At 66.3% G+C, this 25,587-nt stretch carries 19 protein-coding genes and 1 tRNA gene; 8 read left to right on the forward strand and 12 right to left on the reverse strand.

Annotation, left to right across the window (positions count from 1 at the left end; translation table 11 throughout):
- Both G3O06_RS35965 and aceE read right to left on the reverse strand, forming a co-directional pair.
- Positions 1-286, reverse strand: a 286-nt coding sequence (locus G3O06_RS35965; RefSeq protein WP_346779577.1) for a biotin/lipoyl-containing protein, incomplete at its 3' end; no start/stop codon positions are given.
- A gap of 68 nt (positions 287-354) precedes the next feature.
- Complete coding sequence (gene aceE / locus G3O06_RS35970; RefSeq protein WP_205819036.1) at positions 355-3,051, reverse strand: pyruvate dehydrogenase (acetyl-transferring), homodimeric type; 2,697 nt, start codon at positions 3,049-3,051, stop codon at positions 355-357.
- A 273-nt stretch (positions 3,052-3,324) separates the two neighbouring features.
- On the opposite strand from aceE, the gene fixL reads away from it, so the two are divergent.
- The 4 genes from fixL to G3O06_RS35990 all read left to right on the forward strand — a co-directional run bounded on the left by fixL (position 3,325) and on the right by G3O06_RS35990 (position 9,911).
- The gene (gene fixL / locus G3O06_RS35975) at positions 3,325-5,841 is read left to right on the forward strand and encodes an oxygen sensor histidine kinase FixL (protein ID WP_174967299.1); all 2,517 of its coding nucleotides are present in this window, start codon (positions 3,325-3,327) and stop codon (positions 5,839-5,841) included.
- A complete protein-coding gene (gene fixJ / locus G3O06_RS35980; protein ID WP_006493245.1) occupies positions 5,838-6,476 on the forward strand; it encodes an oxygen response regulator transcription factor FixJ in 639 nt (212 codons plus the stop codon). Before fixL ends, fixJ begins: the two co-directional genes overlap by 4 nt.
- A 238-nt stretch (positions 6,477-6,714) precedes the next feature.
- Entirely contained in the window at positions 6,715-7,575 is an 861-nt protein-coding gene (gene folD, locus G3O06_RS35985; RefSeq protein WP_205819037.1) for a bifunctional methylenetetrahydrofolate dehydrogenase/methenyltetrahydrofolate cyclohydrolase FolD, read from the forward strand.
- A 248-nt stretch (positions 7,576-7,823) separates the two neighbouring features.
- Positions 7,824-9,911 (forward strand): M3 family metallopeptidase, encoded by a 2,088-nt coding sequence (locus G3O06_RS35990; RefSeq protein WP_205819038.1) that lies wholly within the window; start codon positions 7,824-7,826, stop codon positions 9,909-9,911.
- Positions 9,912-9,971: 60 nt separating this feature from the next.
- Here G3O06_RS35990 and dinB read toward each other — a convergent pair whose 3' ends face one another.
- Positions 9,972-11,135, reverse strand: a complete 1,164-nt coding sequence (gene dinB, locus G3O06_RS35995; protein ID WP_174999563.1) for a DNA polymerase IV — start codon at positions 11,133-11,135, stop codon at positions 9,972-9,974.
- Between the two features lie 137 nt (positions 11,136-11,272).
- Here dinB and G3O06_RS36000 point away from each other — a divergent pair, with 137 nt between their 5' ends.
- Together G3O06_RS36000 and G3O06_RS36005 are read left to right on the forward strand one after the other, a co-directional pair.
- Positions 11,273-11,965 carry an aspartate/glutamate racemase family protein gene (locus G3O06_RS36000; protein ID WP_174967297.1) on the forward strand — a complete coding sequence of 231 codons (693 nt, stop codon included), beginning with the start codon at positions 11,273-11,275 and terminating at the stop codon, positions 11,963-11,965.
- 324 nt (positions 11,966-12,289) lie between these two features.
- Positions 12,290-13,093 (forward strand): hypothetical protein, encoded by an 804-nt coding sequence (locus G3O06_RS36005; protein ID WP_205819039.1) that lies wholly within the window; start codon positions 12,290-12,292, stop codon positions 13,091-13,093.
- Positions 13,094-13,189: 96 nt separating this feature from the next.
- On the opposite strand, the gene G3O06_RS36010 is transcribed toward G3O06_RS36005, so the two are convergent.
- A tRNA-Met gene (locus G3O06_RS36010) sits at positions 13,190-13,266 on the reverse strand.
- A 183-nt stretch (positions 13,267-13,449) separates the two neighbouring features.
- Here G3O06_RS36010 and xth point away from each other — a divergent pair.
- Positions 13,450-14,226, forward strand: a complete 777-nt coding sequence (xth, locus tag G3O06_RS36015; protein WP_043190389.1) for an exodeoxyribonuclease III — start codon at positions 13,450-13,452, stop codon at positions 14,224-14,226.
- Positions 14,227-14,248: 22 nt separating this feature from the next.
- Here xth and G3O06_RS36020 read toward each other — a convergent pair whose 3' ends face one another.
- From G3O06_RS36020 to glnA, 4 genes are all read right to left on the reverse strand, one after another.
- On the reverse strand, positions 14,249-16,363 hold the full coding sequence (locus tag G3O06_RS36020; protein ID WP_205819040.1) for a prolyl oligopeptidase family serine peptidase: 2,115 nt from the start codon (positions 16,361-16,363) through the stop codon (positions 14,249-14,251).
- Between the two features lie 89 nt (positions 16,364-16,452).
- Positions 16,453-17,970 carry a nitrogen regulation protein NR(I) gene (gene ntrC / locus G3O06_RS36025; protein WP_205819041.1) on the reverse strand — a complete coding sequence of 506 codons (1,518 nt, stop codon included), beginning with the start codon at positions 17,968-17,970 and terminating at the stop codon, positions 16,453-16,455.
- A 46-nt stretch (positions 17,971-18,016) separates the two neighbouring features.
- Positions 18,017-19,159 (reverse strand): nitrogen regulation protein NR(II), encoded by a 1,143-nt coding sequence (gene glnL, locus G3O06_RS36030; protein ID WP_174967294.1) that lies wholly within the window; start codon positions 19,157-19,159, stop codon positions 18,017-18,019.
- A 160-nt stretch (positions 19,160-19,319) separates the two neighbouring features.
- Complete coding sequence (gene glnA, locus G3O06_RS36035) at positions 19,320-20,735, reverse strand: type I glutamate--ammonia ligase (protein ID WP_174918835.1); 1,416 nt, start codon at positions 20,733-20,735, stop codon at positions 19,320-19,322.
- 405 nt (positions 20,736-21,140) lie between these two features.
- Here glnA and G3O06_RS36040 point away from each other — a divergent pair, with 405 nt between their 5' ends.
- Entirely contained in the window at positions 21,141-21,605 is a 465-nt protein-coding gene (locus G3O06_RS36040) for a rhodanese-like domain-containing protein (protein WP_069248374.1), read from the forward strand.
- A 115-nt stretch (positions 21,606-21,720) separates the two neighbouring features.
- Here G3O06_RS36040 and G3O06_RS36045 read toward each other — a convergent pair whose 3' ends face one another.
- From G3O06_RS36045 to G3O06_RS36060, 4 genes are all read right to left on the reverse strand, one after another.
- Complete coding sequence (locus tag G3O06_RS36045) at positions 21,721-22,536, reverse strand: molybdopterin-binding protein (protein ID WP_174918836.1); 816 nt, start codon at positions 22,534-22,536, stop codon at positions 21,721-21,723.
- Positions 22,533-23,360, reverse strand: a complete 828-nt coding sequence (locus tag G3O06_RS36050) for an EI24 domain-containing protein (protein WP_069248376.1) — start codon at positions 23,358-23,360, stop codon at positions 22,533-22,535. The genes G3O06_RS36045 and G3O06_RS36050 overlap by 4 nt, the downstream gene beginning before the upstream one ends.
- A 111-nt stretch (positions 23,361-23,471) precedes the next feature.
- The gene (locus tag G3O06_RS36055) at positions 23,472-24,446 is read right to left on the reverse strand and encodes a sterol desaturase family protein (RefSeq protein ID WP_205819042.1); all 975 of its coding nucleotides are present in this window, start codon (positions 24,444-24,446) and stop codon (positions 23,472-23,474) included.
- A gap of 16 nt (positions 24,447-24,462) precedes the next feature.
- The gene (locus tag G3O06_RS36060) at positions 24,463-25,452 is read right to left on the reverse strand and encodes a beta-propeller fold lactonase family protein (RefSeq protein ID WP_205819043.1); all 990 of its coding nucleotides are present in this window, start codon (positions 25,450-25,452) and stop codon (positions 24,463-24,465) included.
- Between the last annotated feature and the right edge of the window lie 135 nt (positions 25,453-25,587).

Genomic DNA, 25,587 nt, shown 5'->3' on the forward strand with positions numbered 1-25,587 from the left:
TCGGTGCAGCGGCGGGCGCTGCCGCGCCGTTCGCCTGCGCCGCGGCGCCGCCTTCGAGCAGGATGATCAGCGAGCCTTCCGACACGGAATCGCCCACCTTGACCTTGATTTCCTTCACGACGCCGCCTACCGGGCTCGGCACGTCCATCGTCGCCTTGTCCGACTCGAGCGTGACGAGCGACTGCTCCGGCTCGACGGTATCGCCGACCTTCACGCCGATCTCGATCACCGGGACGTCCTTGTAATCGCCGATATCCGGCACCTTCACTTCGATCGCTTGACTCATCTGTTTCTGTCTCCATGGCCGCGCGCGCCCCTCGCGGGAGCGGCGCGCGGCATCACACGGCGTGTGCGTTAAACGGTCATCGGGTTGGGCTTCGACGGATCGAGGTTGTACTTGGCAATCGCTTCCGCGACCACCTTGCGCTCGATCGTGCCCTCGTCGGCCAGCGCGTTGAGCGCGGCGACGGTGACCCAGTGACGGTCGACTTCGAAGAAGTGACGCAGCTTCTCGCGGGTATCCGAGCGGCCGAAGCCGTCCGTGCCCAGCACGACGAAGCGGCGATCGATCTGGCCACGGATCTGGTCGACCAGCGCACGGACGTAGTCGGTCGATGCGATGACCGGGCCCTGCGTGTCCTTCAGGCACTTCTGCACGTGCGACAGGCGACGCTCTTCGGTCGGATGGAGCAGGTTCCAGCGTTCGATCTCGTGGCCTTCGCGCGCGAGCTCGGTGAAGCTCGGCACGCTCCACAGGTCGGCGGCGACGCCCCAGTCGTTCTTCAGCAGGTCGGCGGCAGCGATCACTTCGTTGAAGATCGTGCCCGCGCCGAGCAGCTGGACGCGCGGGGCCTTCTCGTCTGCGTCGGCCTTCTTGAACGCGTACATGCCCTTGATGATGTCGGCCGCCACGTGCTCGCCCTGCGGAATCGCCGGGTGCTCGTAGTTCTCGTTCATCACCGTGATGTAGTAGTACACGTCTTCCTGGTCCGCCACCATGCGGCGCAGGCCGTCCTGGATGATCACCGCGAGTTCGTAGCCGAAGGTCGGGTCGTAGCTCACGCAGTTCGGCACCGATGCCGCCCACAGGAGCGAGTGGCCGTCTTCGTGCTGCAGGCCTTCGCCGTTCAGCGTCGTGCGGCCCGCGGTACCGCCGAGCAGGAAGCCGCGCGAACGCATGTCGCCCGCGGCCCATGCCAGGTCGCCGATCCGCTGGAAGCCGAACATCGAATAGAAGATGTAGAACGGCAGCATGATCTCGCCGTGCGTCGAGTACGACGTCGCCGCAGCGATCCAGTCGCACATGCCGCCCGCTTCGTTGATGCCTTCCTGCAGGATCTGGCCGGTTTCCGATTCCTTGTAGAACATCAGCTGGTCGGAATCTTCCGGCACGTACTTCTGGCCCTGCTGATTCCAGATGCCGATCTGGCGGAACAGGCCTTCCATGCCGAACGTGCGCGATTCGTCCGGGACGATCGGCACGACGCGCTTGCCGAGCGCCTTGTCCTTCAGCAGGATGTTCAGGATCCGCACGAACGCCATCGTCGTCGAGATCTCGCGACCTTCACCCGTGCCCTTCAGCAGCGGCTCGAACGCGTCGAGCGCCGGCACCGGCAGCGACGTCGCCTTCTCGCGGCGATGCGGCAGGTAGCCGCCGAGGTCCATGCGCTGCTTGCGCATGTATTCGAGTTCCTTCGAGCCTTCCTCGAACTTCAGGTACGGTACGTCGGCGATCTGCTCGTCGGTGATCGGCAGGCGGAACTGGTCACGGAACTTCTTCAGTTGCTCGACCGGCAGCTTCTTCTGCTGGTGCGTGATGTTCATCGCCTGGCCCGACTCGCCCATCCCGTAGCCCTTGATGGTCTTCGCGAGGATGACGGTCGGCGCGCCCTTCGTGTTGCTGGCTTCGTGGAACGCAGCGTAGATCTTGTGCGGATCGTGGCCGCCGCGGTTCAGCGCCCAGATGTCGTCGTCCGACCAGTCGGCGACGAGCGCCTTCAGTTCAGGCGTGTTGAAGAAGTGCTCGCGCACGAACGCGCCCGATTCCGACTTGTACGTCTGGTACTCGCCGTCGACGACGTCCATCATGCGGCGCATCAGCACGCCCGACTTGTCGCGTGCGAACAGCGCATCCCAGCGGCTGCCCCAGATGACCTTGATCACGTTCCAGCCGGCACCGCGGAACTCCGATTCGAGTTCCTGGATGATCTTGCCGTTGCCGCGCACCGGGCCGTCGAGACGCTGCAGGTTGCAGTTGATCACGAACACGAGGTTGTCGAGCTTCTCGCGGCTCGCCATCCCGATCGCGCCGAGCGATTCCGGCTCGTCCGTCTCGCCGTCGCCGAGGAATGCCCACACCTTGCGGCCTTCCGTCTTCGTGATGCCGCGCGCCTGCAGGTACTTCATGAAGCGCGCCTGGTAGATCGCCATGATCGGGCCGAGACCCATCGACACGGTCGGGAACTGCCAGAAGTCCGGCATCAGCCACGGGTGCGGGTACGACGAAATGCCCTGGCCGTCGACTTCCTGACGGAAGTTGTCGAGCTGCTCTTCCTTCAGGCGGCCGAGCAGGAACGCGCGCGAGTACACACCCGGCGACGAGTGGCCCTGCACGAACACGAGATCGCCGCCGTGCTGCTCGGACGCTGCGTGCCAGAAATGGTTGTAGCCGACGTCATAGAGCGTCGCGGCCGATGCGAACGATGCGATGTGGCCGCCGACGTTCGTGTCCTTGCCTGCGCGCAGCACCATCGCCAGCGCGTTCCAGCGCGTGTACGAACGGATGCGGTGCTCGAGGTCCTGGTCGCCCGGGATCTTCGCCTGCGCGCCGACCGGGATCGTGTTGATGTACGGGGTATTGGCGGAGAACGGCAGGTGTTCGCCATGCATGCGGGCGAACTCGATCTGCTTTTCAATCAGGTAATGCGCACGGCCGGTGCCCACGGAGGAGATCACGCCATCGAGCGACTCCAGCCACTCGACGGTTTCTTGCGGGTCGTCGTCACGTTCGGCGGCGACATATTTCATCACTTCGTTCGGTACAGCGGACATTCTCGTCTCCTGGGTCCTGGAATGTGAGGATCGCTCTCGTGCAGACGACGCGACGCGACCGGCTGCGGGCAAGCTCGAACGGATTGTAATGAGCGTGCGCGGGCATGCGCAACAAAATTTTCGAATTGTGAGATCTTTTCTCGCAATGCGGAATATTGCTGCGCTGCACCCATATTTCGGGGCGCTCCGGCGCGCCGCGGCTGAACAAATCCGTTTCCGTTCAACATATCCGGTATAGGTTTTCCATGTATTGCGCTGCGCTACAATCCTGCCATGTTGACCGATCGGCTTTTCGCACGCTCGGCGCGACCGTCTGGCCCGCCGGCGGAGTCGCAGCCGTCCCGTTGGCACCACGGACCGTGGTGGTCCAATTCCTATTTGCTGACGCCCCTGCTGTCGATCCTCGTGTTCCTGGTGGTGATGAGCCTCATCCTGTGGAGCCTCAATCGCCGCGAACAGCAGCAGCAGGAAGACACCCTCTTCCGTAACGTCGCGTGGGCGCAGCAGCAGATCCGCTTGTCGATGACGGGTGCGCAGGAACAGCTCCAGGCGCTGTCGCGCGATCTCGCGTCCGGCCGCCTCGACCAGAACGCGTTCCAGATGGCCGTCGCGGATGTAATGCAAACGCATCCGGAAATCCTCTACCTGAACTGGTACACGTCGCCCGGCGTGCAGCGCTGGCCGACCGTGCATCCGCCGCTGCTCGGCCAGCGGCTCGCGAAACCCGGCGAAGCGCAGATGCAGGACGCCGTGCGCGGCGCCTACGACGAGGCGCGCAGCACGCGCCGCCAGGCCTATTCGCCGCTGATCTACGACGACTTCGGCAACGGCTTCATCACGCTGCAGACACCGGTGATGCGCGGCGACCGCGAGTACCTCGGCGCGATCGCCGCGGTGTTCTCGGTCGAAGGCATCCTGAAGCACGACATCCCGCAAGAGCTGTCGTCGAAGTACAAGATCTCGATCACCGACGCGAACAACCGCGAGCTGTCGTCCACGTCGACGCGCCCGCGCCTGCCGCGCGACTCGCACTACGACCTGCCGCTCGATCCGCCCGGCCAGGGGCTGACCGTGCGCGTGTATGCATTCCCGCAGCTCACGAACCTGACCAACAACACGCTCGTGTGGCTCGTCGCGGGCCTGTCGTGCTTCGTGCTGTGGAGCCTCTGGAGCCTGTGGAAGCACACGCGCCAGCGCTTCGAGGCGCAGCAGGCGCTGTACGCGGAAGCGTTCTTCCGCCGCGCGATGGAAAACTCGGTGCTGATCGGCATGCGCGTGCTCGACATGCACGGCCGCATCACGCACGTGAACCCGGCGTTCTGCCGGATGACGGGCTGGGACGAAACCGACCTCGTCGGCAAGGTCGCGCCGTTCCCGTACTGGCCGCGCGACGCGTACCCGGAAATGCAGCGCCAGCTCGACATGACGCTGCGCGGCAAGGCGCCGAGCTCGGGCTTCGAGCTGCGCGTGCGGCGCAAGAACGGCACGCTGTTCCATGCGCGCCTGTACGTGTCGCCGCTGATCGACAGCTCGGGCCGACAGACCGGCTGGATGTCGTCGATGACCGACATCACCGAGCCGAAGCGCGCGCGCGAGGAACTCGCAGCCGCGCACGAACGCTTCACGACGGTGCTCGAAAGCCTCGACGCGGCAGTGTCGGTGCTGGCCGCCGACGAGGCCGAGCTGCTGTTCGCGAACCGCTACTACCGCCACCTGTTCGGCATTCGCCCGGACGGCCATCTCGAGCTGTCGGGCGGCGGCTTCGACCGCGCGCAGGCATCGTCCGACTCGATCGACATGGTCGACGCGTTCGCGGGCCTGCCTGCCGCCGCGCTGACGAGCAGCACCGCCGATGCGCAAGAGGTGTACGTCGAGAGCATCCAGAAGTGGTTCGAGGTGCGCCGCCAGTACATCCAGTGGGTGGACGGCCACCTCGCGCAGATGCAGATCGCGACCGACATCACGACCCGCAAGAAGGCGCAGGAACTCGCGCACCAGCAGGAAGAGAAGCTGCAGTTCACGAGCCGATTGATGACGATGGGTGAAATGGCGTCGTCGATTGCTCACGAATTGAACCAGCCGCTCGCCGCGATCAACAACTACTGCTCGGGCACGCTCGCGCTCGTGAAGAGCGGCCGCGGCACGCCGGAGACGCTGCAGCCCGCGCTGGAAAAGACCGCGCAGCAGGCGCTGCGCGCGGGGATGATCGTCAAGCGGATCCGCGAATTCGTGAAGCGCAGCGAGCCGAAGCGCCAGCCGGCGCGCGTCGCGGACATCGTCGCCGACGCGGTCGGGCTCGCCGAAATCGAGGCCAGGAAGCGCAGGATCCGGATCGTCACGGAAATCCTCGCAAGAATGCCTATTATTTATGTCGACCCCGTGCTGATCGAGCAGGTGCTCGTGAACCTGATGAAGAACGCGGCCGAAGCAATGGCCGACGTGAAGCCGGCGTCGGTGGACGGCGTGATCCGCGTCGTCGCCGACATCGAGGCGGGCTTCGTCGACATCCGCGTGATCGACCAGGGGCCGGGCGTCGACGAAGCGACCGCCGAGCGCCTGTTTGAACCGTTTTACAGCACCAAGTCCGATGGCATGGGCATGGGGCTGAACATCTGTCGTTCGATCATCGAATCGCATCGGGGGCGTCTGTGGGTGGTCAACAACGTTGAGCCGGATGGCCGCATTTCCGGCGCAACGTTCCACTGCAGTCTGCCCATTGGGGAACCCGCTGATCTCGGCCAAGGGGGGCGCGAGGCATCGGCATCACATACCGTTACGGGAGAACTATGAATAGCCCTGTCACCACCACTCAGGAAACCGTCTTTGTCGTTGACGACGACGAGGCCGTACGGGACTCGCTGCGCTGGCTGCTGGAGGCGAACGGCTATCGCGTGCAATGCTTCTCGAGCGCCGAGCAGTTCCTCGATGCCTACCAGCCTGCGCAGCAGGCCGGCCAGATCGCGTGCCTGATCCTCGACGTCCGGATGTCGGGCATGAGCGGCCTCGAACTGCAGGAGCGCCTGATTGCCGACAATGCCGCGTTGCCGATCATCTTCGTCACGGGTCACGGCGACGTGCCGATGGCCGTCTCGACGATGAAAAAGGGTGCGATGGACTTTATCGAGAAACCGTTCGACGAAGCCGAGCTGCGCAAGCTCGTCGAGCGGATGCTCGACAAGGCCCGAAGCGAAAGCAAGAGCGTCCAGGAGCAGCGTGCCGCGAGCGAACGCCTGTCGAAGCTGACCGCGCGCGAGCAGCAGGTGCTCGAACGGATCATCGCGGGCCGCCTGAACAAGCAGATCGCCGACGATCTCGGCATCAGCATCAAGACGGTCGAAGCGCACCGCGCGAACATCATGGAAAAGCTCAACGTCAACACGGTGGCTGACCTGCTGCGCCTCGCGCTGTCGAAGAAACAGGCCTGAGCGGGCGCCGGCCGCGGCGGCACTGCCCGCCCGGCCCGCAGCCAGCCCTGTCCGCCCCGCGCGATGCGGCCCACTCGCGCGGCGGCGGCCGCTCTCCCGGCGCACGAGCGCCGCGGCCATGACGCTTCCTGCTTATTCGCTGTCGGACGGCAGCAGGCGAACGGTATAATCGCGTGCTTTGCTGCGACGCTTCTGGCGCCGCACGACCGCATTTCAACTTCCCGGCAGGACCACCACCATGACAGCCCTCCTCATCGACGGCAACGCCCTTTCGAAGACCCTGCGAGCGCAGGCCGCCGAACGCGCCGCCGCCCTGACCGCACGCGGCCACCAGCCCGGTCTCGCGGTGATCCTCGTCGGCGCCAACCCGGCGAGCGAAGTCTACGTGCGCAACAAGATCAAGGCGTGCGAGGACAACGGCTTCTTCTCGTTGAAGGATGCGTACCCGGCCACGCTGTCGGAAGCCGACCTGCTCGCGCGCATCGACGCGCTGAACCGCGCCCCGAAAATCCACGGCATCCTCGTCCAGCTGCCGCTGCCCGCGCACATCGACAGCCACAAGGTGATCGAGGCGATCGCGCCGGAGAAGGACGTCGACGGCTTCCACATCGCGAACGCCGGCGCACTGATGACCGGCAAGCCGCTGTTCCGCCCGTGCACGCCGTACGGCGTGATGAAGATGTTCGAGGCACACGACATTCCGCTGCAGGGCGCGAACGCGGTCGTGATCGGCCGCTCGAACATCGTCGGCAAGCCGATGGCGATGATGCTGCTCGACGCCGGCGCAACCGTGACGATCTGCCACAGCAAGACGCGTGACCTCGCCGCGCACACGCGGCAGGCCGACGTCGTGGTGGCCGCGGTCGGCAAGCGCAACATCCTGACCGCCGACATGGTGAAGCCCGGCGCGACGGTGATCGACGTCGGCATGAACCGCGACGACGCCGGCAAGCTGTGCGGCGACGTCGACTTCGCGGGCGTGAAGGAAGTGGCCGGCCACATCACGCCGGTGCCGGGCGGTGTCGGCCCGATGACCATCACGATGCTGCTGATCAACACGATCGAAGCCGCCGAGCGCGCCGCCGACGCGGCCGCCTGACCCCCTGCCCGTTCAGCCGGCGTGCGATTCCGCGCGCCGGCGCCTCGCCGGCCTCGCCGCACCACACGGCGTCGGCCGCGCCACCAGACGTCTCCCCTCCGCATTCGACCCCGCGCCAATCGCGTCGTTAGAAACTAACGATTGGAAAGCGCGCGATGCGCCCCAATAATGTCGATATCGGGCGCCGCGTTGCCTTGCGCGCCTTACCCTTTTCACTCCGGTTCATCCGGCAACAGACAGGGAGTCTTATGTCCGCCAGCGCCAACACCAACCCGCTTCTCGATTTTTCGGGCCTGCCCCGCTTCGGCGAGATCCGCCCGGAACACGTGACGCCCGCGCTCGACACGCTGCTCGATGCCGCCAACCGCGCGGTCGAGACGGCAAGCGCGGCCGCGACGCCGGCAACCTGGGCAGAAGTCGTCGAGACGGTCGAGCACGCGACGGAGCCGCTCGGCCGCGCATGGGGCATCGTCGGCCACCTGAACGCGGTCGCCGATACACCGGAACTGCGGGCCGCCTACGGCGAGAACCTGCCGCGCGTGACCGAATTCTGGTCGAGCGTCGGCCAGAACCTCGCGCTGTACGAGAAGTACAAGGCGATCGCCGCAAGCGCCGAATACGCGACGCTGTCCATCGAACGCAAGAAGATCCTCGACAACGCACTGCGCGATTTCCGCCTGTCGGGCGCCGAGCTGCCCGAGGACCAGAAGCCGCGCTTCGCCGAACTGCAGGAACAGCAGGCCGCGCTGTCGAAGGCATTCTCCGATCACGTGCTCGACGCGACCAACGCGTACGCGTACATCGTGAAGGACGAGGCCGAACTGGCCGGCCTGCCCGGCGACGCGATCGAGGCCGCCCGCGAAGCCGCGCAAAAGGATGCCAAGGAAGGCTGGAAATTCACGCTGCACTTCCCGTCTTACTTCCCGGTGCTGCAATACGCCGACAACCGCGCACTGCGCGAGACGCTCTACCGCGCCTATGCGACGCGCGCGTCGGAACTCGGGCCGCAGTACGGCGACGGCAAGGCCGAATGGGACAACACGGCGATCGTCGCCGATGCGCTGAAGCTGCGCCGCGAAGAGGCGCTGATGCTCGGCTTCCGCAATTTCGCCGAAGTGTCGCTCGCACCGAAGATGGCCGAATCGCCGCAGCAGGTGATCGCGTTCCTCGAGGATCTCGCGACGCGCGCGCGCCCGCACGCGGACAAGGACTGGGACGAGCTGCGCACGTTCGCCGCGAAGGAACTCGGCCTCGCCGAACTCGCGCCGTGGGACGTCGCGTTCGCAGCAGAAAAGCTGCGCCAGCAGCGCTACGCGTTCTCGGAAAACGAGGTCAAGCAGTACTTCCCGGAGCCGGCCGCGCTGAAGGGCCTGTTCACCGTCACCGAGACGCTGTTCGGCGTGCAGATCAAGCCGGACGACGCGCCGGTGTGGCACAAGGACGTGCGTTTCTTCCGCGTCGAGAACCGCGACGGCTCGCTCGTCGCGCAGTTCTATCTCGACCTGTACGCACGCGAAGGCAAGCGCGGCGGCGCGTGGATGGACGATGCGCGTTCGCGCGCGAAGCGCGGCAGCAGCGTGCAGACGCCGGTCGCCTATCTCACCTGCAACTTCTCGGCGCCGGTCGGCGGCAAGCCCGCGTGCTTCACGCACGACGAAGTCATCACGCTGTTCCATGAATTCGGCCACGGCCTGCACCACATGCTCACGCGCGTCGACGAACTCGGCGTGTCGGGCATCAACGGCGTCGAATGGGATGCCGTCGAGCTGCCGTCGCAGTTCATGGAAAACTTCTGCTGGGAATGGGACGTGCTGTCGTCGATGTCGTCGCACGTCGACACGGGCGCCGCGCTGCCGCGCGAGCTGTTCGACAAGATGATCGCCGCGAAGAATTTCCAGAGCGGGCTCGGCACGCTGCGCCAGATCGTGTTCTCGATGTTCGACATGCTGCTGCACGTCGACTTCGACCCGGCGGGCGCCACCGGCGTGACCGCGTTCGCGCGCGAGATCAACGAACGCTATCACGTGATCCCGCAAGCCGCGTTCTCGCGCTGGCCGAACACGTTCAGCCACATCTTCGCGGGCGGCTACGCGGCCGGCTACTACAGCTACAAGTGGGCCGAGGTGCTGTCGGCCGATGCGTACGCGGCGTTCGAGGAAGCGGCTGCCGAGAGCGGCAGCGTGCTCGATGCGGCGACCGGCACGCGCTATCGCCGCGAAATCCTCGAGGTCGGCGGCAGCCGCCCGGCGATGGATTCGTTCAAGGCGTTCCGCGGCCGCGAGCCGCAGATCGATGCACTGCTGCGCCACAACGGGATGGCCGCGCCCGCGCACTGAGCGCCGCCCGACCCTTTCGGCTGCTTGCAAGCAAAGGCACCGCTTCGGCGGTGCCTTTTTTCATGGCGCGGGCGATGCGTCGTCGAACAGCGAGAACTGCCCGTGGCGCTCGGCCGTATCCTCGTCGATGCGCACGCCGACACCGAGCAGCCGCACCGCCTGCGCACGCCGTTGCAGCCCCTTCGCGAGCAGCGTGACGGCCGTGTCCGCATTCGTCGCATCGGCCACGCACTCGACCGTCGTGCGCTGGAAATCGGCGAAGCGGATCTTCACGTACAGCTTGCGGATCGACCGCGCGGCGCCCGCCCGTTCGATCCGCGCGTCGAGCTGCACGACGAGGCGGCGGATTTCCTCCGCGCACTGCTCGAGCGTCGTCAGGTCGGTCACGTAGGTCGTCTCGACGCTGACCGACTTGCGCTCCTGGTCGGCCTGCACGGGCCGCTCGTCGATCCCGCGCGACAGTTCGTACAGCCGCCGCCCGAACGCGCCGAACTCACGGTGCAGGTCGATCAGCGGCCAGTCGCGCAACTGCGCGCAGGTCTGGATGCCGAGCCGGTCGAGCCGCGTGGCCGTCACCTTGCCGACGCCGTGCAGCTTGCGCACCGGCAGTGCCGCGACGAACGCGTCGATCTCGTGCGGCCGCACGACGAACAGCCCGTCGGGCTTGTTCCAGTCGGACGCGATCTTCGCGATGAACTTGTTCGGCGCGACGCCGGCCGACACGGTCACGCCGACCGTGTCGTACACGCGCTGGCGGATCTCCCGCGCAATCAGCGTCGCACTGCCCTGGCACCGGTCCGACCCGCTGACGTCGAGGTACGCCTCGTCGAGCGACAGCGGCTCGACGTCGGGCGTGTAGTCGCGATAGATCGCCATGATCTGCCGCGACGCCGCGCGGTACTTGTCCATCGCGGACGGCAGGATCAGCAGGTCCGGGCACTTGCGCATCGCCAGCGCCGACGACATCGCCGAATGCACGCCGTAGCGCCGCGCTTCGTAGTTGCAGGTCGCGATCACGCCGCGCTGGTCGGGCCGGCCGCCGACCGCGAGCGGCCGGTTGCGCAGCGACGGGTCGTCGCGCATCTCGACCGACGCGTAGAAGCAGTCGCAGTCGCAGTGAATGATCTTGCGCATGCGCGGCAGCGCGTCGCCCGGCGGCGGCACGTGCGGATCGGCAGGCGGAATGATGGTCGGGTTCACGGTGCCGATACTGTACAAAAACACAGTGCCGGTTTCAACTGTCGCGTGCGGCCGTGCCCGGCGGCGCCGTACCGGCCCGCTTTGCACGGATCGTACCGGCCGGGCGCGGACAGCGCCGCCTATACTCGTCTGCCGCAATACACGAAACGCGAAGGTGACGGATGAAGACGATCGGACTGATCGGCGGGATGAGCTGGGAATCGTCGGCCGAGTATTACCGGATGATCAATCGCCATTCGAAGGCCTTGCACGGCGGGCACCACAACGCGAAGAGCGTGCTGGTCACGGTCGATTTCGCGGAGATCGAAGCGCTGCAGCGCACGCACGACTGGGCTGCGCTCGGCGAAAGGATGGCCGGTGCCGCGCGACAGCTCGAAGCGGCCGGCGCCGATCTCGTCGTGCTGACCACCAATACGATGCACCGCGTATGCGATGCGATCGAAGCCGCGGTGACGCTGCCGTTCCTGCACATCGCCGATCCGACCGGCGACGCGCTGCGCGATGCGGGCGTCGAGCGCGTCGCGCTGCTGGGCACGCGCTACACGATGGAGTTGCCGTTCTATGCGGAGCGATTGCGCGGCAAATTCGGAATGGAGGTGCTCGTGCCGGACGAACGGGGGCGCAACGACGTGCACCGGATCATCTACGACGAGCTGTGCCACGGCATCATCTCGCCGGAGTCGCGCGCGACGTACGTGACGATCATCGAGGAACTGGCACAACGGGGCGCACAGGCCGTGATCCTCGGCTGCACGGAAATCACGCTGCTGATCGGCGCGGACGACTCGCCGCTGCCAGTGTTCGATACGACTGCCCTGCATGCGAAGGCGGCGGTCGAGTGGGCGGCGCGCTGACACCCGCGCGCCGTCGCACGGCGTTCGATCGGATGCCACCACGCTCGCCGGCAACCATCACCGCATGTTCGTGGCCGGATTATTCCGTGTGACGGGAATCACCATTCCGGAGCCCTCGTCGCCCTGCGCGCAACACCTTGCTCTCGCCCGCTGCACGGGGCTCGGCTGGCACCGCCCGCGAATCGAGCGGCGCGCACCATGCTGCCTCGCCAACGCGACTGGTTATCCCTTGGTAATAAAGTGAACGCAAATTGGTTTGCGAGCGGAGTCGCTGCAATCGACGCTGCTCGTGCGATCTCTTTTTCCACCAACAGGAACCTGAACATGAATGGATTCAGCTCCGTGGTCGGTGCGCTGCTCGCCGTGTCGACCATGCTCAACGCGCACGCCGATCCCAACATCACCGCGTCGGCCACGGCGACGCCCAACGGCGGTTTCGACCGCATGACATGGGATATCACACCCGAGGTCGTGCCGACCAACGTCAATGCCAGTTATTACTGGGCCAACCAGCTGTCGTCCGAGCACGGCGGGCACGCGATCTATACCGGCATCCAGCCGCGCACCCAAGGCAGCAATCTCGTGATCTTCAGCGCATTCGGCACTGGCACGACGCCGCTGTCCACGAATTGCCGCGGCGGCGCCGACGGCGGCGCGGGAACATCATGCTCGCTCGCCTACGCATGGCAACCAGGTCATGCGTACCGGCTGCAAGTCGTCCATGCGCAGGCCGATCGCAACGACGGGCGCTCGACCGTCGAAGGCTTCATCACGGACGTCGCCACCGGCGTCACGACGCCGACCGGCAGCATCGCCGTACCGGCGGACTGGGGCGGCCTGTCGAGTTCGGCTTACCTGTTCGATGAGTACTTCCCGTTCAATGGTGCATCAAGCGACCCGATGAAGCGGTCGTGCGTGCCGTATGCACGGTACACGACGTCACTGCCGCATTTCTATCTGAAGGATGTGGACTATCCGACGACCGAACGGTCGATCCGGCTGAATACGGGCAAGGACAAGTGCGCGGTGCTGGCCGGTACGCCGAATGCACGGGCTACGCTCGTCAACACGTCGACGTATCGGCTCGAGAACGGCTTCCTGCCCGGGAGCCCGGGCGCGCCGAAATAACATTCGGACGCGGAAAACAAAAAAACCGGCACGGGGCCGGGTTCTTGTCGACGAAGCGCGCATCGGTCACTTGCGCTGCACATCGTCTGGTGTGCTTGGTTGCGGGGGTAGGATTTGAACCTACGACCTTCGGGTTATGAGCCCGACGAGCTGCCAGACTGCTCCACCCCGCGTCAGAGAAATAAATTATAGGGTGAAGGAGTACTCACGTCAATACTTTTGTCACAATTTCTTCTCCGTTCATCGAGACGGCTGCGCGCGGCGCCTCCCCCGCCCCGCACGATGCGCGCGTTCGCGCCGCGTGCTCGCGGTAAGATGGCGGCCTTCGCATTCACCCCGCACGCACACTCCCGTTCATGAAAATCGCCACCTGGAACGTCAACTCGCTCAACGTCCGCAAGCAGCATGTGCTCGACTGGCTCGCGCAAAGCGGAACCGACGTGCTGTGCCTGCAGGAACTGAAACTGCCGGACGAGAAATTCCCGCGCGCCGAACTTGAAGCCGCCGGCTACCGCAGCTGGTTCACGGGCCAGAAGACCTACAACGGCGTCGCGATCCTCGCGCGCGACACGCTGTCCGTCGACGAAGCGGACGTCGTGCGCAACATCCCCGGCTTCGACGATCCGCAGCAGCGCGTGGTCGCCGCGACGGTCGACGGCGTGCGCATCGTGTCCGCGTATTTCCCGAACGGCCAGGCGCCCGACTCCGACAAGTTCGTCTACAAGATGCAATGGCTCGACGCGCTGCAGGCATGGCTGCGCACCGAGCTGCAGCGCTACCCGAAGCTCGCGCTGCTCGGCGACTACAACATCGCGCCGGAAGACCGCGACGTGCACGACCCCGCGAAATGGGAAGGCCAGAACCTCGTGTCGCCGCAGGAGCGCGCGCACTTCGCGCAGCTGATCGAGCTCGGCTTCGTCGATGCGTTCCGCCGCTTCGAACAGCCGGAGAAGACCTTCACGTGGTGGGACTACCGGATGATGGCGTTCCGCCGCAACGCGGGGCTGCGCATCGACCACGTGCTGCTGTCGCCGGCGCTCGCGGAAACCTGCACGTCGTGCGAAGTCGATCGCACGCCGCGCACGTGGGAACAGCCATCCGACCACACGCCCGTCGTCGCGGTCGTCGGCTGATCTCTCGGCAGCCCGCGCGCGTTCAGCGCCGCGCGGGCGCCGGCCCGAGATGGGCCCACAGGAACCCGAATTCGGCCGCATCGGCTTCCGCGCGTTCCAGATCGTCGGCGCTGCCGTGGCCGCCGTCGGTGTTCTCCCAGTACCACACCTGTTCATGACCGAGCCCATGCATGCGCGCGGCCATCTTGCGCGCATGCGCGGGATGCACACGGTCGTCGCGCGTCGACGTCGTCAGCAGTAACGGCGGATACGCGACGCCCTCTCGCACGCGGTGATACGGCGAGTACGCGGCCAGCGCCGCGCCTTCGTGCGGATCGTCCGGGTCGCCGTATTCATCGAGCCATGCGGCGCCCGCGTGCAGCTTCGGATAGCGACGCATGTCGAGCAGCGGCACGCGGCAGAGCACCGCGCCGAACAGCTCCGGCCGCTGCACCATGCACGCGGCAACCAGCAGCCCGCCGTTGCTGCCGCCCTCGATGCCGAGTTGCGCGGCGGTCGTCACGCCGGTCGCGGCCAGATCCTCGGCCACCGCGATGAAATCGTCGAAGGAACGCTGGCGGTGTTCGCGCTGCGCATCGACGTGCCAGCGCGGCCCGAACTCGCCGCCGCCGCGAATGTGCGCGAACGCCATCACGCCGCCGCGCTCGAGCCACCCGATACCGAACGCATCGCTGTAGCCCGGCAGGTTCGGGATCGCAAAACCGCCATAACCCGACAGCAGGCACGGCCGCGCGACACGCGCGGCACCGTCGGCCACGTCGAGTGCATCGCGCGGCCCGATCAGCGTGTACGGCACCATCGTGCCGTCTTGCGAGCGTGCGCTCGCGCGGCGCACGACGAGCCCGGCCGCATCGAACTGCACCGGTGGCCGGTCGAGCAGCACGCGGCGCGAAGGCGCGTCATCCGCGCGGTCGGTGAGATCGGCCAGCCAGCATTCGGGCGGATCGAGATACGTGTCGACGTCCACGTAAATCTCGTCGTTCAGCGTCGATTCGACGGGCTCGACGTCGATCTGCGCGTCGCCCGGCCCCGGCCACTCGAACGGCCGGGCATCCCACGTCCACGTACCGTCGTCGGCCTGGCTCGGCTGCCACAGCATCGTGCGGTTGTGCACGTCGTCGAGCCAGCTCGCGATCAGCGTCGTGCGCGTATGTGTCCACGTGCACGCGGAGGTCGACGGTTGCGGCGCGAACAGCGTCGTGAGTTCGCGCGACCCGGCCAGGAACGCCTGCTCGCGGATCGCGAGCAGCGAACCGCCCGCATGGCGCACACCGTCGCAATCCCAGTCGAGGCGCGGCTCCAGCATGAGCCAGCCTTCCCAGAATCCGACCTCGACATGGGTCGGCACGTCGTAGCGCGCCCATTCGCCCGTCTCCGTCAAACGGTACGCATGTGCGTCGAAGAAATCGACGCTGCGCCACGCGACATGGCGGTTGTCGATCGGATCGAACCCCGCGCCCGCGCTGATGTCGTCGGGTTCGCCGCTGAAGACGACAGGCGCATCGGCAAGCGCCGTGCCGCGCACCCAGCGGCGCGCTTCATACGGATAGCCGGCCGCGGTCGCATGCGCTTCGCCGCGATCCCAGCTCACGTAGACGGTATCGCGATCGATCCAGCCGACCGTGTGATGCCCCGGCTCGTCGATCGTGAAGCCGCCGTCGACGAAGCGGCGTTCGACGAGATCGAATTCGCGCACGACGACCGCGTCGGCGCCGCCCGGCGACAGCGACAGCAGCGCGCGATCGCCGTCCGGATACAGGATCGAGTCCTGCTCGAACACCCACGACTCGCCTTCCTTCGCACCGAGCGCGTCGACGTCGAGCAGCGTTTCCCACGCCGGGTTTCCCGCGCGCCAGTCGTCCCAGCGCGTGCGGCGCCACAGCCCTTTCGGATGGAGATCGTCCTGCCACAGGTCGTAGGCCCAGTCGCGCCAGCGGGTCGGGATCACCGGGCGTTCGCGCGGCAGGTACGCTTTGGCGAGACGCGCCGTCAGCGCGCGATACGCGTCGTCGTCACGCAGCGCGGCGCGTGTGCGCGCATTCTGCTCGTCGACCCACGTGCGGGCGCGCTTGCTGTCGAGCGCTTCGAGGAAACGGAACGGGTCGGCCCCGGCGGGCCAGCGGAAGGAATCGGACATTGCGGATTGGCGGAATGGCAAGCTGCGTGCAAACCGCGATTATGTCCGATTGCGGCATGCGCGATGCCCGCGCATGCCGCGAATCGTGCTCAGGGCTCAAGATGGAGCTCCTGGATCTTGCGGGTGATGGTGTTGCGGCCGATGCCGAGCCGCTCCGCGGCCTCGACCTTGCGGCCGCGCGTGAAGTCGAGCGCCTCGCGGATCACGGCCGCCTCGAAGCGGCGTGCGAGTTCGTCCATCACGTCGGCCGAGTTCTCGCGCAACAGCCGTGCGACTTCGGTGCGCAAGCCATGCTCCCAGACCGGATAGCCGGCCAGCGCGCCGCCGTTCGGCGCGGCCGCGACAGGCGCGGACGACACCGGCACCGCACCGATCGCCGTTTGCGAGAGCGCCGTATCGCCGCCGCTGACGTGCACGTCCGCACCGTCGCCCGTCGCGACCACCGGCGCACCGGCCGGCACGAGGTCGGGCGGCAGGTCCTTGATCTCGACCGTTTGCGCGGGCGCCATCACGGTCAGCCAGTTCGCGAGGTTCTCGAGCTGGCGCACGTTGCCGGGAAACGCCAGCGACGTGAGGTAAGCCAGCGCATCGTCGGACACGCGCTTCGGCTCGACGCCGAGATCGCGCGCGCTCTTCTGCAGGAAGTGGCGCGTGAGCAGCGCGATGTCCTCGCTGCGTTCGCGCAGCGCCGGCAGGCGCAGCCGGATCACGTTGAGCCGGTGGTAAAGATCCTCGCGGAACAGCCCCTGCCGCACGCGCGATTCGAGATTCTGGTGCGTCGCGGCGATCACGCGCACGTTCGCGCGCAACGGGTTGTGCCCGCCGACCCGATAGAACTGCCCGTCCGACAGCACGCGCAACAGGCGCGTCTGCAGGTCGAACGGCATGTCGCCGATTTCATCGAGGAACAGCGTGCCGTTCTCGGCCTGCTCGAAGCGGCCCTGCCGCGTCGTCTGCGCGCCGGTGAACGCGCCGCGCTCATGGCCGAACAGCTCGGATTCGAGCAGGTCCTTCGGAATCGCCGCGGTGTTCAGCGCGATGAACGGCCCGTTCGCACGCGGGCTGTGACGGTGCAGCGCACGCGCGACGAGCTCCTTGCCGGTGCCCGATTCGCCGGTGATCAGCACGGTCGCGGCCGAGTGCGACAGGCGGCCGATCGCGCGGAACATGTCCTGCATCGCGGGCGCCTGGCCGAGCATCTCGGGCGCCTCGGCCACGCGCTCGTCCTGCGGCGCGCCGGCGCGCAGGCTTTCTTCCACCGCGCGGCGGATCAGCTCGACCGCCTTGTCGACGTCGAACGGCTTCGCGAGATATTCGAACGCGCCGCCCTGGAACGCCGCGACGGCGCTGTCGAGATCGGAGAACGCCGTCATGATGATGACGGGCAGGCCCGGCAGGCGCTCGTGCATCGCCTGCAGCAACTCGAGGCCCGAGCCGCCCGGCATCCGGATGTCGGATACGAGCACCTGCGGTGTCTCGTGGTCGAGCGCTGCCAGCGCGTCACGCACGTTCGCGAAGCTCTTCGTCGCGAAGCTGTCCCGGGCGAGTGCCTTTTCGAGCACCCAGCGGATCGATTGGTCGTCGTCTACTATCCAGATCGGCTTCATAGGTCGGTCAGATATTGGTGAATCTGGTGAATCGCCATGCCGCCGCTCAATGGTCGAGCGGCAGCAGGATCTGAAATTCGGTACGTCCGGGCCGGCTTTCGACCTCGATCATCCCGTCGTGCTGCTGCACGAACGTCTGCGCGAGCGTCAGGCCGAGACCGCTGCCGTCATCGCGCCCGGACACGAGCGGGTAGAAGATCCGGTCGCGGATTTCTTCCGGAATGCCGGGCCCGTTGTCGATCACGTGCAAGTCCAGTGCCAGCCGGTACAGGCGCTTCGCGATCGTCACCTTGCGCGCGATGCGCGTGCGCAGCTCGATCCTCGCGTCGCCCTGCGCGATCCGTTCGCGCAGCGCCTGCGCGGCGTTGCGCACGATGTTGAGCAGCGCCTGGATCAGCTGCTCCTTGTCGCCGCGCAGATCCGGCACGCTCACGTCGTAGTCGCGCTCGATCGTGAGCCCGCGCGGGAATTCCGCGAGCATCACCGCGCGCACGCGTTCGCATACTTCATGAATGTTCACGTCGCCGACGATGTGCGGATGCCGGTGCGGCTCCAGCAACCGGTCGACGAGCGTCTGCAGGCGGTCGGACTCCTTGATGATCACCTGCGTGTATTCGCGCAACTCGCCACGCTCGCGCTCGCCGAGCTCGAATTCGAGCAGCTGGGCTGCGCCGCGAATGCCGCCGAGCGGGTTCTTGATCTCGTGCGCGAGGTTGCGGATCAGTTGCTTGTTGACCGCGGTCAGGTCGTGGATGCGCTCCTCGCGATCGGTGCGCGACTGCCGCTCGTTCTCGAACAGCTCGACGAGCACGAAATCGGGCGCGGTCTCGAGGAAGCCGACGATCGCATGCACATGCAGCGGTTCGCGGCCGGGCCGGTCGAGCACGGTATCGAGGTGCGTCGCGTGAAAGCGCTCCTCGCCGATTGCGGTGATCGTCGATGCCAGCTCGTTCGCGTTCGGAAAAATCTCGCCCCACGGCCGCTGCGCGAGCTGCCGCCGCGAGATGTCGAGCATCGCCTCCGCGGACGGGTTCGCGAACGCGATCCGCAGCGTCTTGCGGTCGAGCACGATCACGACCGTCGGCAGCGCTTCCAGCCCCGCCAGCAGGCCCGAGCGTGCGAGCCGCTCGTCGTCCGTCAGTCGCTCGGGCTGCCCCGCTTTCGCCTTGATCAGATTCTTCAGAACCATCTGCGTGCTTGTCGCGCCTCAACGGGCCAGAAAAGGAAAATCACCGGAACAAAAAAGGGACGGCTGGACGCCGCCCCTTTCAGACTCCGCCGTTCCCGCCGCAGGCCGCGCGACGGGAACGAACCGGCATGACGGCGCTGAATCGAAGCGCCATCGCCGATTACAGCGAGTAGTACATCTCGAACTCGATCGGGTGCGTCGTCATGCGGAACTTCGCCAGCTCCTGCTCCTTCAGCGCAAGGTACGCGTCCAGCATGCCGTCCGTGAACACGCCACCGCGCGTCAGGAACTCGCGATCCTTGTCGAGTGCTTCGAGTGCCTGGTCGAGGCCCGCGCAAACGGTCGGGATCTTTGCATCTTCTTCCGGCGGCAGGTCGTACAGGTTCTTGTCCGCTGCTTCGCCCGGATGGATCTTGTTCTGGATCCCGTCGAGGCCGGCCATCATCAGCGCCGTGAAGCACAGGTACGGGTTCGCCATCGGGTCCGGGAAGCGCGTTTCGATACGGCGGCCCTTCGGGTTCGACACGTGCGGAATGCGGATCGATGCCGAACGGTTGCGTGCCGAGTAAGCGAGCTTGACCGGTGCTTCGAAGTGCGGAACCAGACGCTTGTACGAGTTCGTCGTCGGGTTCGTGATCGCGTTCAGTGCACGGGCGTGCTTGATGATGCCGCCGATGTAGAACAGCGCCAGTTCCGACAGGCCGGCGTAGCCGTTGCCTGCGAACAGGTTCTGGCCGTCCTTCCAGATCGACTGGTGAACGTGCATGCCCGAACCGTTGTCGCCGACGACCGGCTTCGGCATGAACGTCGCCGTCTTGCCGTACGAGTGCGCGACGTTATGGATGATGTACTTCGACCATTGCGTCCAGTCGGCGCGCTCGACCAGCGTCGAGAACTTCGTGCCGATTTCGTTCTGGCCCTGGCCCGCCACTTCGTGGTGGTGCACTTCGACCGGGATGCCGAGCTGTTCGAGCAGCAGGCACATTTCCGAACGCATGTCCTGGAACGTGTCGACCGGTGCGACCGGGAAGTAGCCGCCCTTCGTGCCCGGACGGTGGCCCGTGTTGCCGCCTTCGAATTCCTTGCCAGCCGACCACGGTGCTTCTTCCGAGTTGATCTTCACGAAGCAGCCCGACATGTCCGTGTTCCACTGGACCGAGTCGAAAATGAAGAATTCCGGTTCCGGACCGAAGAAGGCCGTGTCGCCGATGCCCGTGCTCTTCAGGTACGCTTCGCCGCGCTTCGCGAGCGAACGCGGATCGCGCTCGTAGCCCTTGCCGTCGGCCGGCTCGACCACGTCGCAGGTCAGGACCAGGGTCGACTCTTCATAGAACGGGTCGATGAATGCGGCGTTCGGGTCCGGCATGAGCAGCATGTCCGACGCCTCGATGCCCTTCCAGCCCGCGATCGACGAGCCGTCGAATGCATGACCGCTTTCGAACTTGTCTTCGTCAAACGCCGAAACCGGCACCGACACGTGCTGCTCCTTGCCGCGCGTGTCCGTGAAGCGGAAATCGACAAACTTGCAGTCCTCGTCCTTCACGAGTTGCATGACGTCGGCGACGGTTTTACTCATAACCTCTTCTCCTGATTGAACAATTCCGGCGGACTGGGAACCGCCTCGTTTATCGAGCTGACCGGGGTCTTGCTTTGGCGCAGCGCGCCCCGATTCGACCGAATTCTATATAGCAGCTTCCGTGCCATCTCTGCGCAGGACTGGCGCGAATCGCGCCGGCGCTCGTCGCGACGGGGCTGTGCTGCGCAATTCCGGGGCCCGGCTTCGCACCGCCTGCGAACCGCAAGCACCTCGATGGTGCAATCGTTGCAACGCGCCGCGCCCGCGGAATCATTCTGGTGCATGCGCGCCATTCTGCACTCTTTTGGTGAACGCGTGTGGGGCGCGCGCACCGTACCCCACACGGACATCCGACCCGCGACGCCGCGCTAGAATGTTCGTTTGACCGATAGGAGACTCCCTGCCATGAGTACGCTCGACCAGCTTTACGCGAAGGCCGACGAACGCCGCGCACAAGCCTCGCTGAACTACGCCGGGGCACTGCTGCCGGCCGAGGCCTTCGAACTGCTGCAGCTCGATCCGTCGGCACGGCTTGTCGACGTGCGCACCCGCGCCGAACTCGACTGGATCGGCCGCCCGCTCGTCGGCGACGGCCAGTACCTGCACCTCGAATGGACGCGCTACCCGGGCGGCGTGCCGAACGCCGAATTCGTCAACGAACTGAAGGCGGCCCTCCCGGCCGATACGCCCATCCTGTTCCTGTGCCGCAGCGCCGCGCGCTCGAAGCTCGCCGCGGTCGCCTCCACGCAGGCCGGCTTCACGAAGGCGTTCGACCTGCTCGAAGGCTTCGAGGGCGCGAAGGACGCCGAAGGCCACCGCAAGACGGTCGAAGGCTGGTGCTTCCGGAAACTGCCGTGGATCGGCGCCTGACGGCACGCCGCTCACGCCGGCTGCGACAACCCCATCGTCGAGCCGGGCGATGACATGCCGATGACGGGCCGCGTTGCGCGGCCCGTGGTTTTTGTGCGGCTGATCGAGGGGCCGCTCAGGCGCGCGGCGTATCGGGCTCGACGACATCGCCGCCGAGCAGGTGCACGCCTTCGCGCAGCTTCACGTACGCGGCCGCGACCGCTTCCGGCTCGCCCTTCACACCAAGGTCGATGTGACGGCGCGCGTAGATCCCGCCGCGCTCCGCATCGCCGACGCTCGGCAGGCTGAACACGCGCACGCCCGGGAAATCGCGCTCGATGCGCTCCATCAGCGGCGTGAGCGTCGATTCCGGCAGCTCGAACACGTACAGCGAGCGTTCCGCGTGCGGCGTTGCGTGATGCAGGTGCGCGTACTTCGTATCGAGCACCCATTCGATCATCGGCCACGCCATCACCGGGAAACCCGGCACGAAGTGCAGGTCGCCGACCGAGAAACCGGGAATCCGGTTGTAGCCGTTCGGGATGATCGTCGCGCCCACCGGGAACACGCCCATGTTGAAGCGGTGCTGGTTTTCCGGCGAATCGAAGTCGACCGGCGTGGCCGGATCGGTGTGCGTTTCGCGGATCCGCTCCGAAATCAGCACCTTCGCGTCCGGATGCAGCTCGAGCGGCACGCCGAGCGCGGCGGCCGCGCACTGGCGCGTGTGGTCGTCCGGCGTCGCGCCGATGCCGCCCGTCGAGAACACGATGTCGCCCGACGCGATCGCGCGCGCGAGGGTCGCCGTGATGCGCGCCGGATCGTCGCCGACATACTCGGCCCAGTCGAGCGTGAGGCCGCGTGCTCCGAGCAGCTCGATGACCTTCGCCAGATGCTTGTCCTGCCGGCGGCCCGAAAGGATTTCGTCGCCGATGATGATGATGCCGATGCTCATGCCTGCCCCATGTCGATTGCGGTGGCGCGCGAACTCGCACGCAGGTCCTCCAGCGCGCGCAGGCAGTAATGCCCGAACCACAGCGCCGAGAAGACGAGGATGAAAGCGTAAACCCAGATCATGGCCGCCGCGACGAACGGGAACAGCACCATCATCCAGACCGACGATACCCACACGAAGGTCGGCACGGTGCCGAGCAGCCCGGTCGCGACCCCGATGCCGATCAGCGGCCAGCGGTGCTGCCGCACGAGCGCCCGGCGCTCGTCGCGGCTCGCGTGCAGCGCGAGCGCGTCGTAGGTCATCACGCGGTACGTGAGCCAGCCCCAGATCACGGGCGGCAGCAGCGCGAAGAACGGCGGAATCAGCCACAGCGGGATCGTGACGACCAGCACGACGACGCCGGCCAGCGCCGCCCACAGCGAATTGAACACGCTGCCGAAGAAGGTGCCGCCCCGTTTCGGCTCGAGCGCCGCGAACTGCCGGTTCGCCAGGTGCTTGATCACGACCGGCATCGAAATCGTCGCGATCAGCAGCAGCACGGTCAGCACGATCAGCGGGATCGCGAGCGACACGACCACGAACGGCGCGACGACCGCGTGCAGCTGCGACATGCCGATCGCGTCGAACGCGCGGTACAGCATGGCCGTCAGCACGAAGCCGTCGAGCGCGCCGCGTGCGAGGTCCAGCAGCGTCTGCCACGAGAACCACAGCACGACGCCCCACAGGACGGCCGAGACGAGAAACGGCATCAGGGTGAGCCAGAGCATGCGCGGATGCAATGCGCTCGCCAATGCCCGGACGAAGGAACGCAGCAAGTCGTTCATGCGAGCCTGTATCGACGGAGAAAAACGGGGAAAGGATAAACCACGCGGCCCGCATGCGCCAAAGCACATGCGGGCCGCGTGGGAGAGCCGCTCAACGTGAAGATGGCCGGATCAGGCCGATGCCGCGCCGCGCTTGGCGGGGAACAGGCGCCGGAAGATCCGCACGAACGCGAGGCCGTGCTGCGCCCAGAAGCCTTCGCCGTAGGACACGCCTTCGACCTGGTCGCGGATGCCGGTCGGCTCGACCGTGCGGTTCCACGACGCGGTGCCGAACATCATGTCCCACCACGGGAACAGCACGCCGAAGTTGCAGCCGTACTTCGTGCCTTCGTGGCCGTAGCCGACCGCGTGGTGGCGCCGGTGGAAGATCGGGCTCACGAACAGGCGCTCGCCGAGCCGGCCGAACGGCAGCCGCGCATTCGTATGCTGAATGCTCTGCATGAAGTTCGTGACCGCGGTGAGCACGACGAACTGCGACGGCGTCACGCCGATCACGAGTGCGATCGCCGCGAAGAAGCACGACTGGATCACGTCGTCGAGCACGTGGTTGCGGTCGTCGCACCACAGCGACATCTGGCGCTGGCTGTGATGCACCGCGTGCAGCTCCCACCAGATGCCGAACTTGTGCTGCCAGCGGTGATACCAGTAGCCGGCGAAATCGAGCACGACGAGATAGATCGCGAACGCGACGATCGGCTTCGACGTCACGCCCGGCCACAGGTAGTCGAGGTTGAGGTTCGCGATGCCGTGCAGGCGCAGCCACGCCTGGAAGTTGTCGAACAGCGGCTGCAGCGCGAAGAAGAAGAACAGCGAGTAGATGCCGAGCTTCGCGATCGCCGTGTAGATCACGTCGACCCGCACGGCCCGGCGGTTCGTCCAGCGTTCGACGGGCAGCAGCGCCTCGAGCGGGCGCAGCAGCACGAACATCAGCACCATCTGCAGCGCGCCAACGATCACCCAGTACAGCGCGTCGTAGGTGTCCTCGTCATAGTCCATCAGGTTGAACTTGAAGAGGAGCGGCTGCACGACGTCGACGTACAGCCAGGTCTGGATGTCCGACACGAACGCATCGATCAGGTGCAGCATCGTTCTCCCCCGCCCGTCACGCGCCGTTCGCGGCGCGCCACGGCGCGCGGTCGTAGAAATAGATGCCGTGCGGCGAGCGGCCGACGGCAATCGTCTGCACCAGCTTGCGCGACGCCAGGTCGATGATCCCGACCTTCTTCGCGAAGCGGAACGTCACCCACAGCGTTTTCTTGTCGGCGGACAGCTCCATGTCGTCCGGGCCCGGCAGCAGGCCGGTGATGTCGCCGACGTTGGTGAGCGTGTTCTCGTCGATGATGCTGATCGTGTTCGCGACCCGGTTCGTCACCGCGACGTGCGTGCCGTCGGCGAGCGAGCGGAAGTTGTGCGCGCCCTTGCCGGTATAGATCTGCTTGACGACCTTCTGGTTGCGCCAGTCGACTACCGCGACGTAATCCGCGCCGGTCATCCCGACGAGCAGGTACTTGTCGTCCGGCGTGAGCCACAGGCCGGCCGGCACCTTGCCGACCTTCATCTTCCACTTGACCGTCTGCGTCTGCAGGTCGATCGCCGCGATCTCGCCGGAGACCTGCAGCGACACGAGCAGCGTCTTGCTGTCCTTCGTGAACGCGAGGTGGCTCGGCATCACCGCGAGCGGCACGCGCTTCACGAGCTTCAGGTCGCGGCCGTCGTAGCCGTAGATGTCGACGCGGTCGAGCCGCAGGCCGGCCGCCGCGAACCATTTGCGGTCGGGCGAGAAGCCGAGCTGGTACGGATCGTCGATCCCTTCGACGGTGCGCTGCAGCTTGCCCGTCTTCGGATCGAGGAACATCAGGCTGTTCGAGACCGAATTTGCAACGATCAGCGACGAATTGTCGGGCGTCGCCATCAGGTGATGCGGTTCCTTGCCGGTCGGCATCGTGCTGACGACTTCGCGGGTCTGCTGGTCAATCAGTGAAAGCGTCGCTTCGGCCGAATTGAGGATGATCACGTTATTCGCGTGTGCGGCGGGCGCCAGCACGGCGGCGGCCAGCGCGAGCGTGCGGCCGAGGGAAAGGAAAGTGCGCATGAAGACTCACGTCGTGGAACAACCGTCATTGTAAAACGTTCAACCGGCCCGGCCGGTTGACCGAAGCCGGCATTGCGCCACTTCGACGCACGCCGCGGCGGCCCGGTCGGCCGGCGCGGCAGGCGCCGCGCGGCC

The organism is Burkholderia sp. Ac-20345 (genome assembly GCF_017104825.1).
Lineage (GTDB): Bacteria > Pseudomonadota > Gammaproteobacteria > Burkholderiales > Burkholderiaceae > Burkholderia > Burkholderia lata_B.

Excerpts from the sequence above, each read along its gene's own strand:
- aceE (WP_205819036.1), bottom strand. The coding sequence starts at position 3,051 with ATGTCCGCTGTACCGAACGAAGTGATGAAATATGTCGCCGCCGAACGT.
- fixJ (WP_006493245.1), top strand. The coding sequence starts at position 5,838 with ATGAATAGCCCTGTCACCACCACTCAGGAAACCGTCTTTGTCGTTGAC.
- G3O06_RS35990 (WP_205819038.1), top strand. The coding sequence starts at position 7,824 with ATGTCCGCCAGCGCCAACACCAACCCGCTTCTCGATTTTTCGGGCCTG.
- G3O06_RS36000 (WP_174967297.1), top strand. The coding sequence starts at position 11,273 with ATGAAGACGATCGGACTGATCGGCGGGATGAGCTGGGAATCGTCGGCC.
- G3O06_RS36005 (WP_205819039.1), top strand. The coding sequence starts at position 12,290 with ATGAATGGATTCAGCTCCGTGGTCGGTGCGCTGCTCGCCGTGTCGACC.
- ntrC (WP_205819041.1), bottom strand. The coding sequence starts at position 17,970 with ATGAAGCCGATCTGGATAGTAGACGACGACCAATCGATCCGCTGGGTG.
- G3O06_RS36020 (WP_205819040.1), bottom strand. The coding sequence starts at position 16,363 with ATGTCCGATTCCTTCCGCTGGCCCGCCGGGGCCGACCCGTTCCGTTTC.
- xth (WP_043190389.1), top strand. The coding sequence starts at position 13,450 with ATGAAAATCGCCACCTGGAACGTCAACTCGCTCAACGTCCGCAAGCAG.
- G3O06_RS36050 (WP_069248376.1), bottom strand. The coding sequence starts at position 23,360 with ATGAACGACTTGCTGCGTTCCTTCGTCCGGGCATTGGCGAGCGCATTG.
- G3O06_RS36040 (WP_069248374.1), top strand. The coding sequence starts at position 21,141 with ATGAGTACGCTCGACCAGCTTTACGCGAAGGCCGACGAACGCCGCGCA.
- folD (WP_205819037.1), top strand. The coding sequence starts at position 6,715 with ATGACAGCCCTCCTCATCGACGGCAACGCCCTTTCGAAGACCCTGCGA.
- G3O06_RS36055 (WP_205819042.1), bottom strand. The coding sequence starts at position 24,446 with ATGCTGCACCTGATCGATGCGTTCGTGTCGGACATCCAGACCTGGCTG.
- G3O06_RS36060 (WP_205819043.1), bottom strand. The coding sequence starts at position 25,452 with ATGCGCACTTTCCTTTCCCTCGGCCGCACGCTCGCGCTGGCCGCCGCC.
- G3O06_RS36045 (WP_174918836.1), bottom strand. The coding sequence starts at position 22,536 with ATGAGCATCGGCATCATCATCATCGGCGACGAAATCCTTTCGGGCCGC.
- fixL (WP_174967299.1), top strand. The coding sequence starts at position 3,325 with ATGTTGACCGATCGGCTTTTCGCACGCTCGGCGCGACCGTCTGGCCCG.
- glnA (WP_174918835.1), bottom strand. The coding sequence starts at position 20,735 with ATGAGTAAAACCGTCGCCGACGTCATGCAACTCGTGAAGGACGAGGAC.
- glnL (WP_174967294.1), bottom strand. The coding sequence starts at position 19,159 with ATGGTTCTGAAGAATCTGATCAAGGCGAAAGCGGGGCAGCCCGAGCGA.